Source organism: Rufibacter tibetensis, from assembly GCF_001310085.1.
GTDB classification, from domain to species: domain Bacteria; phylum Bacteroidota; class Bacteroidia; order Cytophagales; family Hymenobacteraceae; genus Nibribacter; species Nibribacter tibetensis.
Genome location: NZ_CP012643.1, coordinates 1213216 through 1228904 on the forward strand (window position 1 = coordinate 1213216; position 15689 = coordinate 1228904).

The window sequence follows — 15689 nt, forward strand, 5'->3', positions numbered from 1 at the left end:
TCAACCCCATTTTCTAAAAATAGGAGCTAAAATGGCTTCCAGAATCCGAATCTAAAAATCCCTTTAGAAGTTTCCCTTCAGGCCTTCCTGAAAACAATGGCGGCAGCGGGCTTCGTATGAATCGGTTTCGCCTAACATCACTTTTTCTTTGGAGGCGGCTTTCCGGAAGGAGTAGGAAGCAATATCACCGCACTGCACGCAGATGGCGTGTACTTTGGTCACGTACTCGGCCACACCCATCAGGGCCGGCATAGGGCCGAAGGGTTTCCCCAGGTAGTCCATGTCCAGGCCGGCTACAATAACGCGCACGCCGGTGTTGGCCAGATGAACGCAGACTTCGGTAATGGCCTCGTCAAAGAACTGGGCCTCGTCTACTCCTAACACATCACAGCCGCTGCCCAACAAAAGCATGTCATTGGCAAATTGAATGGGTGTGGAGCGGATGCTGGTAGCATTATGGGAGACCACATCTATGTCATGGTAGCGGGTATCAAAGGCAGGCTTGAAGATCTCTACACACTGCTTGGCTATTTTAGCCCGGTTTAGCCGCCGGATTAATTCTTCGGTTTTCCCCGAGAACATAGACCCGCAGATCACTTCTATCCAACCTCTTCTCTGGGCCTGTTGGCGGTTTCCCACCCGGGGTTCTATGAACATACTCTTCTAATGAATGGGCGTTTACAGGATTGAGTCTGGCTCAATCACAAGGCGAAGGTACTAGCGCCGTCCCCTTTCCTAATGCACAATTTTTCCACACAGTTATTCAAGCAACTAAATATCAACTATTTATACCTTCCTCTACCGTTGCTCAAAATGGAAAATAGTTTATCCTTTGAAAATAGTAATCAAGATTAACTCAGGTGGCAATAACTCAGCCGCTACTTCCGTTAGCCCAAAAAGCCTTTTTAGAGGAATTGAACAGAAGGTTTAATTTCTGAAAATGGTCTACCCTGGTTCCACTTTCTCTCAGCCAGAATAAGTCATGTGAGGAAGCTTGGTTTGCTGGGGAACACGGCAGGTAACGGGTCCGGTGAGTTTGGCCTGACAGGTAAGACGTTCATTGGGGCGCAAACGGCCGTTGTTGCGGAAGCGGGTTTCTGGGGCGGTGTCTGGGAGTATATTTTCAGCACCGGTCAGCACAATCATGCGGCAGGTAGTGCAGCGGCCTTTGGCGCCGCAGGCATGCATCCAGTCAACCCCGGCCACTTGCAAACCGGCCAGAACTGTCTGCCCCTGGGCAACGTTAACCACTAGCCCCCCTAGATTCTGCACCGTTAATTCGGCCATATTTCGCTATATTTACGAGCGTATGCTCTCGCCAATGAAAGACAAATATAATCAAATACGCCTGGCGCAGTACAGCCAAGCACTTGCCCAACGCCTCAGCGAAGAACACTTTGCTCATCATGAGAATGTTACCGCTCAACAACTGATTTCCTTTACCCCTATAAAGCAGGTGAACCTGTACATGATCAGAGAGCTGCTCACTCTCTGGAACCATGAAATGGCCAACCTGAGAAGTCCTTACTTTGATTTTGAACACCCCGAGGTGAAGGATGCCCTGGTGCAGTTCATGAATGTGCTGTCCCGCAAAATTTCCATTAAGCGTCCGCATTTTGAGCCTCTTTTGGTAAAAGCCCTCCAAGACACGCTACGCACCGTGCTGGACCCTGTGGCTGTTTTTGAGGAGAAATTCATGCGGATGGATGACCTCTCCGTTACAAAACTGCAGGAGAGCCTCAAGTACCAGGACATTGACAAAGAAGTGTACCGCCAGTTCCTGGATACCCTGCTTGACGGCTCCTTTGACCGCCACCAGGTGATTCCAAGATTGAACCGGTTCCTGGCTGAACATGAAGCCGAACGGACGTCGGTAAATGATTTGGTGGCTAAGTTCAACGAGCTTCAGCCACTTCGGGTAGAGGATTTGTTCCCGGCGGTAGCTGCTCCGGCTTCGGCACCTATGCCAGCCATGAGTACGCAGGTGGCTTCTTCGCAACCTTCTTTCAGACCTACGCTGCACGCAGAACCTAAACTGAACGACCGTTTACAATTAGATCAGAGACCCACCTTGAACGATCGGTTGAAACAACCGGTAGCGGTTTCTATGGCAGACCGGCAACAGGACCAGAAAATAGGGTCACTTAAAGAAGCTATCTCCATCAACCAACGGTTCTCGTTCATAAATGAATTGTTTGAGGGTGACAACATGGCTTACCATGCCGTAATCAAGCAACTGGATGAGTACAGCAACCCAGATCAAGCCAAGCAGTACCTGGTGCAGGATGTTGGCCGCAAATACAACTGGAGCCGAAAAGAAGAGCACGTGCAAAAGCTCACAAGGCTTATTGAGCGCAAATTTGTGTAAGTTTTCGCTTCGTTTTAGGAAAAACGAACCAAAAGCGGCCGCCTCTGGTATAAAGGCGGCCGCTTTTGGTTTACAAATCTTCTATCTAAAAAAGCTATGCCTTGCATCAAAAAAACAAATCCGATTTAAGCCTTTTTTGAGAAAAGGGGCTTAAATCGGATTTGTCTTACTAATTGAAACACCCTCCTCGGTATCTAGCTTAGCCTCGACCTAAATCCAGTTTTCGGTGGGCGTCAATGGCGAGCAGAATGAAGAGGAGAATAGTGAAAGACCACAAAGAAGAACCTCCATAGCTAAAGAACGGAAGTGGAATACCCACTACCGGCGCCAGCCCAATGGTCATGCCCACGTTTACCAAAAAGTGGAAGAAGATGATAGACGCCACGCAGTACCCATAGGTTCTGCCAAACACCGAGCGCTGCCGTTCCGCCACATAGACAATCCGAAGCAGAAGCCCAATAAAGAGGGCCACAATAATCAGGGAGCCAATCCAGCCGTGTTCTTCGCCTACGGTACAGAAAATAAAGTCCGTGCTTTGCTCGGGCACGAAGTCAAATTTTGTTTGCGTTCCTTCCAGGAAACCTTTCCCGAAGAAACCGCCTGAACCAATAGCAATTTTAGACTGCGTCACGTTCCAACCTACGCCCAAGGGGTCCACCTCGGGGTCTACCAACACCTTAATCCGGTTTTGCTGGTGCTCCTGCAGAATGTTGTCAATGAAGTAGGTCACGCTGAAAACAACCGCTAAGATGGCCGCCCAGATTCCTATGTAGGTAGGCAAGTAGCGCTTAATCCGGTGGAAGTTCAGCCACATGTACGCTCCCATGAGTACGGTAATAATACCAGCCAGCCACCACTGCGGAATCAGGAGCGTCAATACGAACACAAAAACACCTACTGCGCCAATGATGAGAATCAGGGGTGACATCCCCTCGCGGAACAAAGCCAGGGTAAAAGCTGCAAACACCAGGGCAGAACCCGTCTCATTTTGCAGAATGATGATCATGGGTGGCAACAGCGCTAATCCGGCCAGTTTCGCCTGGTCTTTCCAGTTCTGCTGTCTTAGGTTGATGCTGCTCATAAATCTGGAGACCGCCAGAGCCGTGGCAAACTTGGCAAACTCCGCAGGCTGTAACCTGACAGATTCTGTAATCACCAGCCAGGAGCGCGACCCTTTAATCGGCGAAGCCAAAAGCAACGTGCCCAAAAGAACCAGAATCACCAACCAGTAAATACCGTAAGCAAGTGAGTCATATGCCTTGTAATCAATGGCAAACAGCATGATGATGATCACCAATGAAGTGCCAATCCAGGCCAATTGCTTCCCCGAGTTCAGGGTGAAGTCAAAGATGCTGGTGACATTCTCTGGGTTATAGACTGCCGCGTAGATGTTCATCCAGCCTAGCATGACCATGAGCAGGTAAAGCCCAATGGTGACCCAATCTATGTTATTGGCTATTTTATAGGAAGTCCGCATGTTTCTTACGCTAATCGCCCCACTTGTAGAAACCACCGTTGATCATATCCGCTTCCCAACGCTGGCGGTACTTCGTTTTAATGGTACCAGTGAGGTATTTTTCAATCATTAAGCTAGCCATAGGGGCGCCGGCGTTGGCTCCGCTACCGGCATTTTCCACGTACACGGCAATGGCGATTTTAGGATCATCTTTAGGGGCAAAGGCGATGAACACCGAGTGGTCTTTGCCATGGGGGTTTTGCACCGTACCTGTTTTCCCGCACAACACCACACCTATATGCTTTAAGCTGGCATTTCTTCCAGTTCCTTTCTCTACCACCATCTGCATGCCATCAATCACCGGCGGGAAATACATGGGATCTACGGAGGTATAATTCTTCACCAGATACTCTGGCAGCGGTTTTCCTTTTTCACCTACAGATCGCACAATATGAGGTTTGTAATAATACCCCCGGTTGGCAATGGTAGCAGCAAAGTTAGCCATCTGCAACGGGGTAACGCCTGTCTCGCCCTGACCTATGCTCACAGAGTAAATGGTGGGGTACTTCCAACCATCTCGTTTGTAGATGCGATCATAGAATTTAGCCGACGGCATCAATCCCTTCTTCTCTCCGGGTAAGTCTATGTCCAGGCTACTTGCAAAGCCAAACGTCTTGATGTGTTTGTTCCAGTTATCCAGACCTTGACGAACATCTTCATACACGTTACGGTATTTGCCACGGTTCACAACGGAACGGAATACCTGGTAAAAATAAGGATTACAGGAGTTCTCAATGGCAATGTTCAGGTTAGCCGGATACGGATGCCGGTGCGAGCACTTCACCAATGACCAGTTACAGGGATATCCGGTCTCAGGAGTGAGCACCCCTTCCTGCATGGCAATCAACGCCTGCGCCAATTTGAAAATAGAACCAGGTGGATAAGTAGCCATCAGCGGACGATTGAACAGCGGCTTGGCAGGGTCACGAAGCAACTTCATGTAATTGTTCCCCAGTTCTTTACCCGTCAACAAAGAAGGGTCAAAATAAGGGGCCGATACGAGGGCCAGAATCTCACCAGTGCTTGGCTCAATGGCCACCATACTGCCCACCTTGCCGCCCGACATGAGCTTTTCACCGTACTCCTGCAGCTTCAGGTCAATGGTAGTGACCAGGTTCTGGCCTGCTTCTGAGAGTGTGTCATAGGCGCCATTCTTGAAAGAGCCTTTCTCAATGCCGCGCACGTTTACCATGGTGTATTTCACCCCGCGCTTGCCCATCAGGTACTTCTCATATTCTCGCTCAATGCCACTAATACCCAGGTAATCACCCTGGCGGTAGCCATGATACGTGCTGTCTTCCAACTGTCGCGGACTTATTTCCCCAATGTACCCTAAAGCATGGGCTAAGCTGGAGTGCGGATAACTCCTGACGGTACGGGCATTGATGTAGAACCCCGGAAAATCTACCAGGTTGTCCTGAATGGCGGCAAACTCAGTATTGGAGAGGCGCTGTAAAAACGGGGATGGTTTGACGTAGGAGTACTTTTTGGCAGCAGTGATTTTCTCCCGGTACTCTAGTAAAGTAAGGCCTACTAAGCGACAAAATTCAAGGGTGTCAATGGCACGGGCTTCTTTTGGCACCACCATCAAATCATAGACGGGCGTGTTCTCTACCAATAAAACCCCATTTCGGTCATAGACCAAGCCCCTGAACGGGTACTGCACCACGCGGCGCATGGCATTGCTTTCGGCGGCTGTCTTATAACTGTCATCCAACACCTGGATGTAGAAAAGCTTGATGAGATAAACCGCCCCTATCGCTATAAAAATTGCTTGTATTACGTATTTGCGGCCTTCTAAATACTTCATCTAAAACCTCTTGCCCTTCGCTCAAAAAATAACATTTGAAAGATCACCAGCACGGTTCCGGTGAACAGTGTGCTGGCGACTATCTTGGCTAACGTAAAACCAATCAGTTTAAATCCGTTGAGCTCCAGAAAAAACAGGGTGAAATGGTGCACAAAGATAAGGACCATGCCATACGTAAGAAACCAACTCCACCCCATAGAAGGCAAACTGGCATGGTCTGATACCTCATAACCGTCACGGGGGGTGATCAATTTTAACATAGAAGGTCGTAAGTAAGCCATGAGTACCGTGGCGGCGGCGTGCACCCCTGACGTGTCATAGAAAAGGTCAATGGTAAACCCACAGATGAACCCCAGTAAGAGCAGCAATACCTTGTCCATCTCAATTGGAAGGAAAAGGATAAACCCGATGTAGACAAAGCAGAATCCGGTTTCAAACAGCACCAGGTTACGCATTAACAAGACCTGCAGACTCATCAATACTATAAACTGTACTAAGTGTATGAACCTAAAACTATTCATTCTCTTCGGTTATACCAGATCTAAGAAGCAAGCTGTCTAGTTCAGCCTTGCGTTTGTTTTCCACCACGTACACGTAAGACAGCTTCTCAAAGTCAACGCTCAGGCGCACCACAATGGTGTAAAAGCTTTTGTCCAGTTCTTTGCGCACGCTAATCACACGGCCCACCATAATGCCCGGCGGATAAATCCCCCCCGCCCCAGAGGTCACCACAGAATCGCCTTTGAAGATTTTCTCGCTCAACGGAATGTAATGCAGGCTGGCTGTTTCAGGGTTTTCCGTATCCCACCTAATAGACCCAAGGCTTTTGTTCCGGCGGAGTTTCACAGAAATCAACGTTTGGGAGTGCAGCAATGACGTCACGGTGGCGTAATGTCTGGAAACCGCTTTCACCCTTCCAACTACTCCATTGGCTGTTAAAACGCCCATCCCAGCTTGTATGCCAGCATCTGTCCCTACATTGAGGGCCAAGTGGTTGTTTAACCCGCGAACAGAGTTACTGGTGACCCGGGCAGGCCGATAGGTGAACACGGCAGGTCCAGCCGCAACAAGGGGAGCCAAAAGAGAGTCCCTGGTGGTTGCTGTATCCATAGCGGTCACAAACAAGGAGTCTTTTACCGTACCCAGGCTGTCATTTAGTAGCTGTTCCTGAATTTGCGTGAGTTGCGCCCTTAGGTTGGCATTCTCCAGAGCCAGACTCTGGTTTACTTCCGTTAACCGGAAATAATCAGCCACCTGGCTTTGGATTTCCAGTACCCGCCCCACGTAGTAGTTAGACGATTGGTAGAATGCCGCACTATGGTAGGTATTGCTTCGGTACAGGAGGTACAATGACACGCCCTCTAACAGCAGAAACACCAGGAAAGCCCTTATCCGGAAGATGAAAATTAATAATTTCCGCATGGGCGCATGTGCTTAGCTCAACAGCACGTTGCGGAAACCCTCAATGTTTTTCACGGCTGCGCCAGTGCCCCGCACCACAGCTCTTAACGGATCTTCCGCAATGTGAATAGGCAATTTGGTTTTGGCTGCCAGACGTTTGTCTAATCCTCTCAAAAGGGCTCCGCCACCAATCAAGTGGATACCATTGTCATAAATATCAGCCGACAACTCTGGTGGAGCAATCTCCAAAGCCTTCAAAACGGCTTCTTCAATTTTAGACACCGACTTATCCAGTGCGATGGCAATTTCCTGATAGGTTACTTTAATTACTTTCGGGATACCGGTCATCAAGTCGCGGCCTCTGATCTCAAAGTCAGCGGGTGGGTTGTCTAACTCAGTGAGCACAGCACCTACCTCAATTTTAATCCGCTCAGCGGAACGTTCTCCAATCAACAGGTTATGCTGGCGGCGCATGTGGTCCAGAATGTCTTTGTTGAACACATCACCCGCTACCCTGATGGACTGGTCGCACACAATACCTGACAAGGCGATTACGGCAATCTCAGTGGTACCACCTCCTATGTCCACTACCATGGTGCCCACGGGCTGCTCCACGTCAATGCCAATTCCAATGGCAGCTGCCATCGGTTCCTGGATCATCCAGACCTCGCGGGCATCGGCGTGCTCCGCAGAGTCTTTCACGGCCCGTTTTTCCACTTCCGTGATACCAGACGGTATACAGATCACCATGCGGTACGATGGCTGAAACAAACGCTTCTTGCCTTTGTCAATCATCTTGATCATCCCCCTGATCATCATCTCAGCAGCCGTAAAGTCAGCAATCACTCCGTCTTTCAGCGGACGAACGGTCTTGATGTTCTCGTGGGTTTTCTCGTGCATCTGCATCGCCTCCCGGCCAACTGCCAACACCTTATTGGTTCTGCGGTCAAGCGCTATGATGGAAGGCTCGTCTACTACAATTTTATCGTTATGGATGATGAGGGTATTGGCCGTACCCAAATCAATCGCTATATCGGAAGTGAAAAAATTAAATAATCCCATTATTTGTCCGTGGTGCATTCACAGTTAGAATGCTATATATGAAATTAATATTTCTTTGCAAGAAACTTTAATGGCGCGAAATTACGTATTTCCCGCCAATAATTTTACTTGAGTCTGAGACAGTTCTGTTTTCTTCCTTTTTTTAAAAAAATAGTTCAAAAAAAGTAGAATTATAGGCTTTCCTAATCCCATCCTACCTTATACCGGATATTCTAAAAAACTGACGGAATGCTCCTAAGAAACTTCACTATAAGACGAATAGACTACTCAAAAACCTTCCTCCTCTATAATCTAAATGAAAATTATCCAAACAGTTAGAACACCAATCTCTAATGCTTTAAATAAGAAAAATATATCACTAGCTACAGGAAGAGCTTTTCAGAGCCATTTACAGAAAACAGGCATCAAACGAAAAGCCCGGCTATTCTTTGAACAGCCGGGCTTTCACTAACTATGGGTGAGAAATAATCAATGTTTGAAATGGCGGACACCGGTCATGACCATTGCCATATTACGGGCATCACAGGCTTGGATTGAATCCTGGTCTTTAATGGAACCACCAGGCTGCACCACGGCAGTGATTCCGGCTTCAGCGGCAATCTCTACGCAGTCCGGGAACGGGAAGAACGCATCAGAGGCCATCACAGCGCCTTCCAGTTCAAACCCGAACCCTCTTGCTTTTTCAATAGCCTGGCGCAAGGCATCTACCCGGGAGGTCTGTCCCACTCCGCTGGCCAGCAACTGGTTTCCGCGGGCTAACACGATGGTGTTGGATTTTGTATGCTTGCAAACTTTCAAGGCAAATTCAAGACCTTGTACCTCTTCCTCTGACGGACCTCGTTGGGTAACCGTTTTGAAATCGGCGGCAATTTCTACGGCTAGATCTTTGTCTTGCTCAATCACGCCATTCAGCAAAGTTTTGAACAGTTTAGAAGGCAAAGTGACTGGTTTCTGGCGCAGCAGAATCCGGTTTTTCTTAGATCTCAGTAATTCCAAAGCATCGGCGTCAAACTCTGGTGCGATTAGAACTTCAAAGAACAGTTTGTTTAGTTCTTCGGCGGTGGCCAGGTCTACAGCATTGTTGGTGATGATGACGCCACCAAACGCAGAGATAGGATCACAGGCCAAGGCATTCACATAGGCTTGGTGCAGAGAATCAGCCACGGCCACGCCGCAAGCGTTAGTGTGCTTCAGGATGGCTACAGCCGGTTGGTCAGAAAATTCAGCCATCAAGAGAACGGCAGCGTCTACGTCAACAAGGTTGTTGTACGACAGCTCTTTTCCGTTCAGTTTGTCAAAAAGGGCCTCTAAATCACCGAAGAACGTGCCGCTTTGGTGCGGGTTCTCGCCGTAACGCAAGGTCTGGCTTTGACGCTGGCTTTGCTTGAACGCCGGCGCTAAGTCTTGCTCCTGGCTCAGGTATTTGAAAATATGGGTATCATAGTGTGAGGAGATATCAAAGGCTTTGGCGGCAAAATGCTTACGGTCCGCTAAATCAGTGCTGCCCTCTTTGGTTTGCAGCAGTTCCACCACTTCACCGTATTGCTCACGCGAAGACACGATCAGCACATCCTGGAAGTTCTTAGCCGCAGCACGGATTAATGAAATGCCCCCGATATCAATTTTTTCAATCACATCTTCTTCAGCAGCGCCGGAAGCAACTGTTTCCTCAAACGGGTACAAGTCTACAATCACCAGATCCAAAGCCGGAATCTGGAACTGCTCTACTTCTTGTTGGTCTTGCTCGTGGTTGCGGCGGTGCAAAATTCCCCCGAAGATTTTAGGGTGTAGGGTTTTAACGCGTCCTCCGAAAATAGAAGGGTAGTCAGTTACGCTGTCTACAGCCACCACCTCGGCGCCCAGCCCTTCCAGGAACGTCTGGGTACCTCCGGTAGAGTAGAAGGTCACGCCTTGTTTCTGCAATTCGCGCACTAACGGCTCCAAGCCATCTTTGTAGTACACTGAGATAAGGGCAGATTTGATTTTAACGGAATTCATATAGGTTGCAAAAAATGTAAGTTAGAGAGAAAAGGTATTTGAGCCGGAAAAGTCTGGCCATAGAAAAAGCTGCCTGTCCACTTTGTAAACAGAAAACTTGAGCAGTTGACCTAAAAAATTGAAAGGGAAACACAAATTCAAAAAAGCCCGCAGATGACACGTAAGCAGCAGAAAGAGCAGTAGAAAGGGCCGTGTCAGTCGCTTCATCTCTTTACAGGGTTAGGCTGCGGGCGTTTCGGGGTTGTTTTGGTCAGAAGAGAGCAATTCCTCCACTACGCGGGGCAGGTGCTTGTGCTCCAGGATTAGGACACGGGCTGACAAAGTCTCGCAGGTATCATCGGCCTGAACAGGACAGCGTTCCTGGTAAATAGGGGCGCCTTCGTCGTAGTGCTCGTTCACGTAATGGATGGTGATGCCGGTTTCGGCTTCCTGCGCGTTGATCACCGCCTGGTGCACGTGCTGGCCATGCATGCCTTTGCCGCCAAATTTAGGCAGCAGTGACGGATGGATATTGATAATCTTATTAGGGAATGCTTGTACAAACGAGGCGGGCAACAACCAAAGGAAACCAGCCAGCACAATCAAATCTGGATTATACGCCTGTACCTGCGCCTGCACGTCGCCCGCTTTTAAACCAGCCCGATCGAATACTGCGGTAGGCACCCCATAATTGTGGGCCCGCTGCAAGGCAAAGGCCTCGGGATTGTTAGAGAAAAGCGCCACCACCTGAATGTGCGGATGGTGCTCAAACTGCTCCAACAAACGTTGGGCATTACTTCCGGAGCCGGAAGCGAAAATGACGATGTTCTTCTTAGAGGAGGTACCCAAAACTGCCTGTGCTGTCAATGGAAGAGCAAAGATAGTATTTCTGGGTTGATTTCAGGAAAATAGGTAATAAAAGGAAAAGAAATGCTGCTCTACCCTCTTCTGCTGTTTTGACCTGGTTTTCTCAAAACAGCATAGATAGGAACAAACCTACGGATTCAACCTCGGCATTTGGGTAGGCACCTGTTTGTTCTGAATAGGCTGATGCGCCTGTATGCGGGGCTTTTTCTCCGTCAGATATTTCCAGTAGCGTTTGGGCATGTGGCGCAGGTGCAGCTTTTTATTTTTGCGCTCAGGAATGTTCACATGGTCAAAATACGCCTGCCACAGTTGCTGGTACATCGGTTCCACTGCTGTCAGGATATCCGGTGACAACTGTCCTTTCCTCAAGCCCAAAGGCGTTTCCTCCAGAGAGACAATGTTCACGCGCTCTTGATCATAATACGCTCCGTATTGCCGGTGCACATCATAAATAAGCCAGTTCTGGTCGGCATAGCGTTTCTCAAAATGCGGGACAACCAACGGGAGCACGTTGAAATCTGGGCTGATGGGCGCCACAAACAAGCCGTCCTGCGTGCGCTGGAACCGGATGAACGCTTCCATGCGGTGCTTTTCCCGGTGCATCTGCTTGCCCACTACGGTCATTTTCTGTACATACGGGTCAGCAAAGTTCTCTTCTACGCCGGCTTTGGAACTGGAGAACACCAGGCGCACAAACTGGAAAATGAGCATCTCAAAGCCGGGTTGCTCCCAGAGATACGCTTTGTACACGTTTTCCCAAGCGGCTTTTGACAGCTTTTTACCTAACCCTTCCCACACACGCTTGGCTTTCTCTTCCTGCGTGGGCACAAAGTGGTGTGTCGCGAAGATGCCTGGCGGAGCCTCTCCTTCTTTACCTATCTGGGTAGGCCATTCTTTGCGCTCATACGCTTCAAACACCACCGTTAAGAGGCCTTCAAAGGAACCGTCATAGGTATAGAAATGCATGCGCGCTCTAATCTAATAGTTAGGAAGCGATACGGATAGAAGTGCGTCTGCCGCCGTTGTTTTCATGGCGTTGCGCGGAAAGCTGGCGCAGGTAAGGTACTAGGGTGCTCAGTTTGCAACGGAAAGAAACTGGAGCTACGGTTTGGCGGTTCACTAAAGTTGGCATATTGAGTAGGTTTTGATGTGGTTTTACAAAAACAATGCTTTTTCTTTTATAAGGCGGAAGTGGGGCAGGTTGGCTTTTTAACCCGCCTGCTGGAACAAGTCCAGTTGGCTGCCCCACAGGCTGGCCCGGCTCCCCTTCTCCCCGAAAATGATTCTTCTCCGGATGGCTTCTTCGTCCCATTCTCTTGTCTCCAAACTGCGCCCTCCGCAGGTGATAAAATACTTAGCCCTTTTCAGCACGACTCCAATCTGGCGCAGGTGCTCCCAGGTAAGGTGGGCAAAGCGGCGGGCGGCCACTATCTTCTTCGCTGATTTAATCCCGATGCCCGGCACTCGCAAAATCATTTCGTAATCGGCGGTATTGATCTCCTGCGGGAACACGTGCCGGTTACGCAGCGCCCAAGCTAGTTTGGGATCAATCTGTAGGTCTAGTTGCGGATTTTGCTCGTCCAGCAATTCATTCACGCCAAAGCCGTAGAGCCGCACGAGCCAATCGGCCTGGTACAAACGGTTTTCCCGGATAATAGGCGGCGTGCTGATGATGGGCAGACGGCTATCGGTCACTACCGGCACGTAGCCTGAGTAGTAGACCCGCTTAAGGTTGAAATTTTGGTATAAGCCATCGGCGAGGGTCAGGATCTGACGGTCACTCTCCGGGGTGGCTCCTACAATTAACTGGGTACTCTGTCCGGCTGGTGCGAAGGAAAGCGTAGACTTAAACAGCTTCTTCTCTTCTTTCACCAGCACCAATTGGTCTTTGATGTGGCCCATGGGCGTAAGCACCTCCTTAAAGTTCTTCTCAGGGGCCAACGACTGCAGGCTTTGCTCGGTGGGTAACTCAATATTTACGCTCAATCTATCGGCGTACAGGCCGGCTTCCTTCACCAGTTCTTCGCTGGCCCCCGGAATGGTTTTCAAGTGGATGTAGCCATTGAACTTATGCTCCAGGCGTAATTTCTTGGCTACCCGCACCAGGCGCTCCATGGTATAGTCGGCGTTCTTGAAAATGCCGGAGCTTAGGAACAGGCCTTCAATATAGTTGCGGCGGTAGAAATTGATGGTGAGATCCACCACTTCCTGCACAGTGAAAGCAGCCCGCTTCACGTCATTGCTTTTCCGGGACACGCAGTAGGCGCAGTCGAAAATGCAGAAGTTAGTAAGTAATATTTTTAGCAAAGACACGCACCGGCCGTCTTCAGTATAGCTGTGGCAGATACCCATGCCTTCGGCGTTGCCTAACCCTTTCCCCTCGTTCTTGCGTTTGCCGCCGCTGGAAGAGCAGGAAACATCATATTTAGCAGAGTCTGCCAAAATACTTAGTTTTTCTAAGAGCGGAGTGTGCATGTGTTATGCCTTTTAAATCTTTGAATACGTTAGCAAGATACAGCACATCAGCTAAAAAAACTAAAGATCTTAGCCACAAATTATCAACATACGTGTGGATAAAGCTAATCACAATAGCATTTACTTGCTTATAGTGGTTCCAAGTAGATTTTGCCGTATTTTAGGGATGGAGTATAAGGTATGAAGACGGCCCAAAGAATTCCTGCGCACGCACGACTGCTATTCCTGCTAGCCATGGCAGGGTGGTTGACCTGCTTTTGCGCGCAAGCCCAAGAAGTGTCTCCTGTCAAACCACCAATCCTTATCACTCCGCCACTGGAAGACACCACCGATAACAAGCAGTTTTTACAGTCTCTGAAGCGCATCAGCCAGAAAAAAACTCTGATTGGCCGGGCTGTGAAAGCGTTGGTGGTTTTCAAGCCCCGCAGAATTGAAGGCCCTGTAGAAAACACACTTCTTCCGCCCGCGCATGCGCAGCATAATTATAAGGTGGTGCGGAACATTTATTTTAAAAGACTGGATGCGTTTGGGTATTCTATCAACGATACCTTGGCTATGCCAGACAACCGCCTGGAACGCTTAGGCAACGCGCTCCACATGCGGACCAAACAAAACCTGCTCCGGAACCAGATTCTTTTCAGGGAAGGAGATCTATTGGAACCGTTGGCCTTGTCTGAATCTGAGCGATTGCTCCGCCAAACCGATTACCTTTTAGATGCCCGAGTTCTGGTCAATGACTCTACCTCTACCCGTGACAGCGTGGACATTGTCATCATCACCAAAGACGTGTTCAGCATAAGTGGCTCTGGTTCCGCCAGCACCTCCAGTACCCGGATAGCACTACGGGACATTAACTTCATGGGCATAGGCCACCAGATCAGAACCAACTACCGGTTTGGCTTATCGGAGCCACAGCCCTGGCAGTTCACCGGCAGCTATTTCATCCAGAACATCTCGCGGAGCTTTATCTCAGCGGAGCTGATTTACCAAAATACTCATTATTATAAGCAGCAGAGTTTACATTTCAAGAGAGACTTTTACACTACCAACACTAAATATGCAGGTGGCGCTTCTGCCGGGTGGTACCAGACCCTGCAACCCGATTATTACGAGCAAGGCGAAGAGGAAGAAGGCCCCGATGATTTTATTAGACACATTCCTTTAGACTATAACATTCAGGATTTCTGGATTGGGCGTGCTTTTCGGCTTAAATCATATGACCTGGCGCAAGACAACACTGGGCAGTTTATTACGGCTGCCCGGTTCATGAACATTGAGTATACCCAGGGGGCTGGGCCCACCATCCAGAGCGCCCGTCTGTACCTTTCTGCCTACGGCTATAGTTTCAGGAGATACTATAAAGACCAATACCTCTTCGGGTTTGGGCGAACGGAGGATATTCCGGCCGGAAATCTCTTAGCCCTCACTACCGGGTTTGAAGACGGGGCCCTGAAAAACCGGTTGTACTTGGGAATTAAGGGCGCTTTTGGAAAATACCAGCCAAACTTCGGATACCTGTACGGCGGTCTTGAGTACGGGAGTTACCGGCACAAGAACTCTTGGGAACAGGGCGTGCTTACCTCCGAAGCCTTGTATTTTACCCCCTTGTACCGCCTCAGGAACTGGCGTTGGCGGCATTTCCTTTGGAACCGTACCTCTATTGGCATGCGCCGTCCCGATTTATTTGCCCTAGACATTGATCAGGAAGACGGCATCAGGGGCTTCAATTCAGGAGGAGTGCGCGGGTACCGCAAGTTTGTCCTGAACTATGAAACTAATTTCTTCCTGCCACTGACCCTGTTAGGCTTCAGGCTGGCCATTATTGGGTTTGCAGATCTGGCCTGGCTTACGAGTGTGGAAAATAAATCACCTTTAAAGGAAAAACCATATACAGGCTTTGGATTAGGACTCCGTTTCAGGAATGAATTCCTGACATTTAACACCATTCAAGTACTGGTGGGGTACTACCCACGCATGCCCCAACTAGACGGTCGACAGGACTTCAAACTGTTTCAAACCACCCGCCAGTACTATGATTTCAATGACCTGCGCTTCACCCAACCTCTAATATCAGAGTTTCGCTAGGTTTATAAAAATTCTTCTTTAATTTATCCATATAGGAAGCAATATATAATTCTAAAAAGTATATATTGTGTTACCCTAAGACGAAAGGCTGTTTATATGATAAATAGCCGAAAGAAATAGATAAATTA

The 15689-nt window shown here is 49.0% G+C and carries 14 protein-coding genes; 2 read left to right on the top strand and 12 right to left on the bottom strand.

What is annotated here, in order from left to right:
- Nucleotides 1-63: 63 nt before the first annotated feature.
- Both DC20_RS04680 and DC20_RS04685 read right to left on the bottom strand, forming a co-directional pair.
- Nucleotides 64-657 carry a thymidine kinase gene (locus tag DC20_RS04680; RefSeq protein ID WP_062542770.1) on the bottom strand — a complete coding sequence of 198 codons (594 nt, stop codon included), beginning with the start codon at nucleotides 655-657 and terminating at the stop codon, nucleotides 64-66.
- Between the two features lie 309 nt (nucleotides 658-966).
- The gene (locus DC20_RS04685; RefSeq protein ID WP_062542771.1) at nucleotides 967-1287 is read right to left on the bottom strand and encodes a 2Fe-2S iron-sulfur cluster-binding protein; all 321 of its coding nucleotides are present in this window, start codon (nucleotides 1285-1287) and stop codon (nucleotides 967-969) included.
- Between the two features lie 34 nt (nucleotides 1288-1321).
- Here DC20_RS04685 and DC20_RS04690 point away from each other — a divergent pair, with 34 nt between their 5' ends.
- Nucleotides 1322-2368, top strand: a complete 1047-nt coding sequence (locus DC20_RS04690) for a hypothetical protein (RefSeq protein ID WP_062542772.1) — start codon at nucleotides 1322-1324, stop codon at nucleotides 2366-2368.
- Between the two features lie 199 nt (nucleotides 2369-2567).
- Here the strand turns inward: DC20_RS04690 and rodA are convergent, their stop codons facing one another.
- From rodA to DC20_RS04735, 10 genes are all read right to left on the bottom strand, one after another.
- A complete protein-coding gene (gene rodA / locus DC20_RS04695; protein ID WP_062542773.1) occupies nucleotides 2568-3845 on the bottom strand; it encodes a rod shape-determining protein RodA in 1278 nt (425 codons plus the stop codon).
- A gap of 10 nt (nucleotides 3846-3855) precedes the next feature.
- Entirely contained in the window at nucleotides 3856-5694 is a 1839-nt protein-coding gene (mrdA, locus tag DC20_RS04700) for a penicillin-binding protein 2 (RefSeq protein ID WP_062542774.1), read from the bottom strand.
- The gene (locus tag DC20_RS04705; protein ID WP_062542775.1) at nucleotides 5691-6215 is read right to left on the bottom strand and encodes a hypothetical protein; all 525 of its coding nucleotides are present in this window, start codon (nucleotides 6213-6215) and stop codon (nucleotides 5691-5693) included. Before DC20_RS04705 ends, mrdA begins: the two co-directional genes overlap by 4 nt.
- Nucleotides 6208-7116 carry a rod shape-determining protein MreC gene (gene mreC / locus DC20_RS04710; protein ID WP_062542776.1) on the bottom strand — a complete coding sequence of 303 codons (909 nt, stop codon included), beginning with the start codon at nucleotides 7114-7116 and terminating at the stop codon, nucleotides 6208-6210. Before mreC ends, DC20_RS04705 begins: the two co-directional genes overlap by 8 nt.
- A gap of 12 nt (nucleotides 7117-7128) precedes the next feature.
- Nucleotides 7129-8157, bottom strand: a complete 1029-nt coding sequence (locus tag DC20_RS04715) for a rod shape-determining protein (protein WP_062542777.1) — start codon at nucleotides 8155-8157, stop codon at nucleotides 7129-7131.
- 468 nt (nucleotides 8158-8625) lie between these two features.
- Nucleotides 8626-10155 (bottom strand): bifunctional phosphoribosylaminoimidazolecarboxamide formyltransferase/IMP cyclohydrolase, encoded by a 1530-nt coding sequence (purH, locus tag DC20_RS04720; protein ID WP_062542778.1) that lies wholly within the window; start codon nucleotides 10153-10155, stop codon nucleotides 8626-8628.
- Between the two features lie 219 nt (nucleotides 10156-10374).
- Nucleotides 10375-11001 carry a phosphoribosylglycinamide formyltransferase gene (gene purN, locus DC20_RS04725; RefSeq protein ID WP_245652301.1) on the bottom strand — a complete coding sequence of 209 codons (627 nt, stop codon included), beginning with the start codon at nucleotides 10999-11001 and terminating at the stop codon, nucleotides 10375-10377.
- Between the two features lie 129 nt (nucleotides 11002-11130).
- Nucleotides 11131-11967 (bottom strand): TIGR03915 family putative DNA repair protein, encoded by an 837-nt coding sequence (locus DC20_RS04730; RefSeq protein WP_062542779.1) that lies wholly within the window; start codon nucleotides 11965-11967, stop codon nucleotides 11131-11133.
- A gap of 19 nt (nucleotides 11968-11986) precedes the next feature.
- Complete coding sequence (locus DC20_RS22795; protein ID WP_157593050.1) at nucleotides 11987-12133, bottom strand: hypothetical protein; 147 nt, start codon at nucleotides 12131-12133, stop codon at nucleotides 11987-11989.
- A gap of 77 nt (nucleotides 12134-12210) precedes the next feature.
- On the bottom strand, nucleotides 12211-13476 hold the full coding sequence (locus DC20_RS04735) for a putative DNA modification/repair radical SAM protein (protein WP_062542780.1): 1266 nt from the start codon (nucleotides 13474-13476) through the stop codon (nucleotides 12211-12213).
- Nucleotides 13477-13656: 180 nt separating this feature from the next.
- On the opposite strand from DC20_RS04735, the gene DC20_RS04740 reads away from it, so the two are divergent.
- Nucleotides 13657-15561, top strand: coding sequence for a BamA/TamA family outer membrane protein (locus tag DC20_RS04740; RefSeq protein WP_062542781.1), 1905 nt, complete (start codon nucleotides 13657-13659; stop codon nucleotides 15559-15561).
- Nucleotides 15562-15689 lie beyond the last annotated feature (128 nt).

Coding starts and splice junctions, on each gene's coding strand:
- DC20_RS04680 (WP_062542770.1), bottom strand. CDS start 657: ATGTTCATAGAACCCCGGGTGGGAAACCGCCAACAGGCCCAGAGAAGA.
- DC20_RS04685 (WP_062542771.1), bottom strand. CDS start 1,287: ATGGCCGAATTAACGGTGCAGAATCTAGGGGGGCTAGTGGTTAACGTT.
- DC20_RS04690 (WP_062542772.1), top strand. CDS start 1,322: ATGAAAGACAAATATAATCAAATACGCCTGGCGCAGTACAGCCAAGCA.
- rodA (WP_062542773.1), bottom strand. CDS start 3,845: ATGCGGACTTCCTATAAAATAGCCAATAACATAGATTGGGTCACCATT.
- mrdA (WP_062542774.1), bottom strand. CDS start 5,694: ATGAAGTATTTAGAAGGCCGCAAATACGTAATACAAGCAATTTTTATA.
- DC20_RS04705 (WP_062542775.1), bottom strand. CDS start 6,215: ATGAATAGTTTTAGGTTCATACACTTAGTACAGTTTATAGTATTGATG.
- mreC (WP_062542776.1), bottom strand. CDS start 7,116: ATGCGGAAATTATTAATTTTCATCTTCCGGATAAGGGCTTTCCTGGTG.
- DC20_RS04715 (WP_062542777.1), bottom strand. CDS start 8,157: ATGGGATTATTTAATTTTTTCACTTCCGATATAGCGATTGATTTGGGT.
- purH (WP_062542778.1), bottom strand. CDS start 10,155: ATGAATTCCGTTAAAATCAAATCTGCCCTTATCTCAGTGTACTACAAA.
- DC20_RS04730 (WP_062542779.1), bottom strand. CDS start 11,967: ATGCATTTCTATACCTATGACGGTTCCTTTGAAGGCCTCTTAACGGTG.
- DC20_RS22795 (WP_157593050.1), bottom strand. CDS start 12,133: ATGCCAACTTTAGTGAACCGCCAAACCGTAGCTCCAGTTTCTTTCCGT.
- DC20_RS04735 (WP_062542780.1), bottom strand. CDS start 13,476: ATGCACACTCCGCTCTTAGAAAAACTAAGTATTTTGGCAGACTCTGCT.
- DC20_RS04740 (WP_062542781.1), top strand. CDS start 13,657: ATGAAGACGGCCCAAAGAATTCCTGCGCACGCACGACTGCTATTCCTG.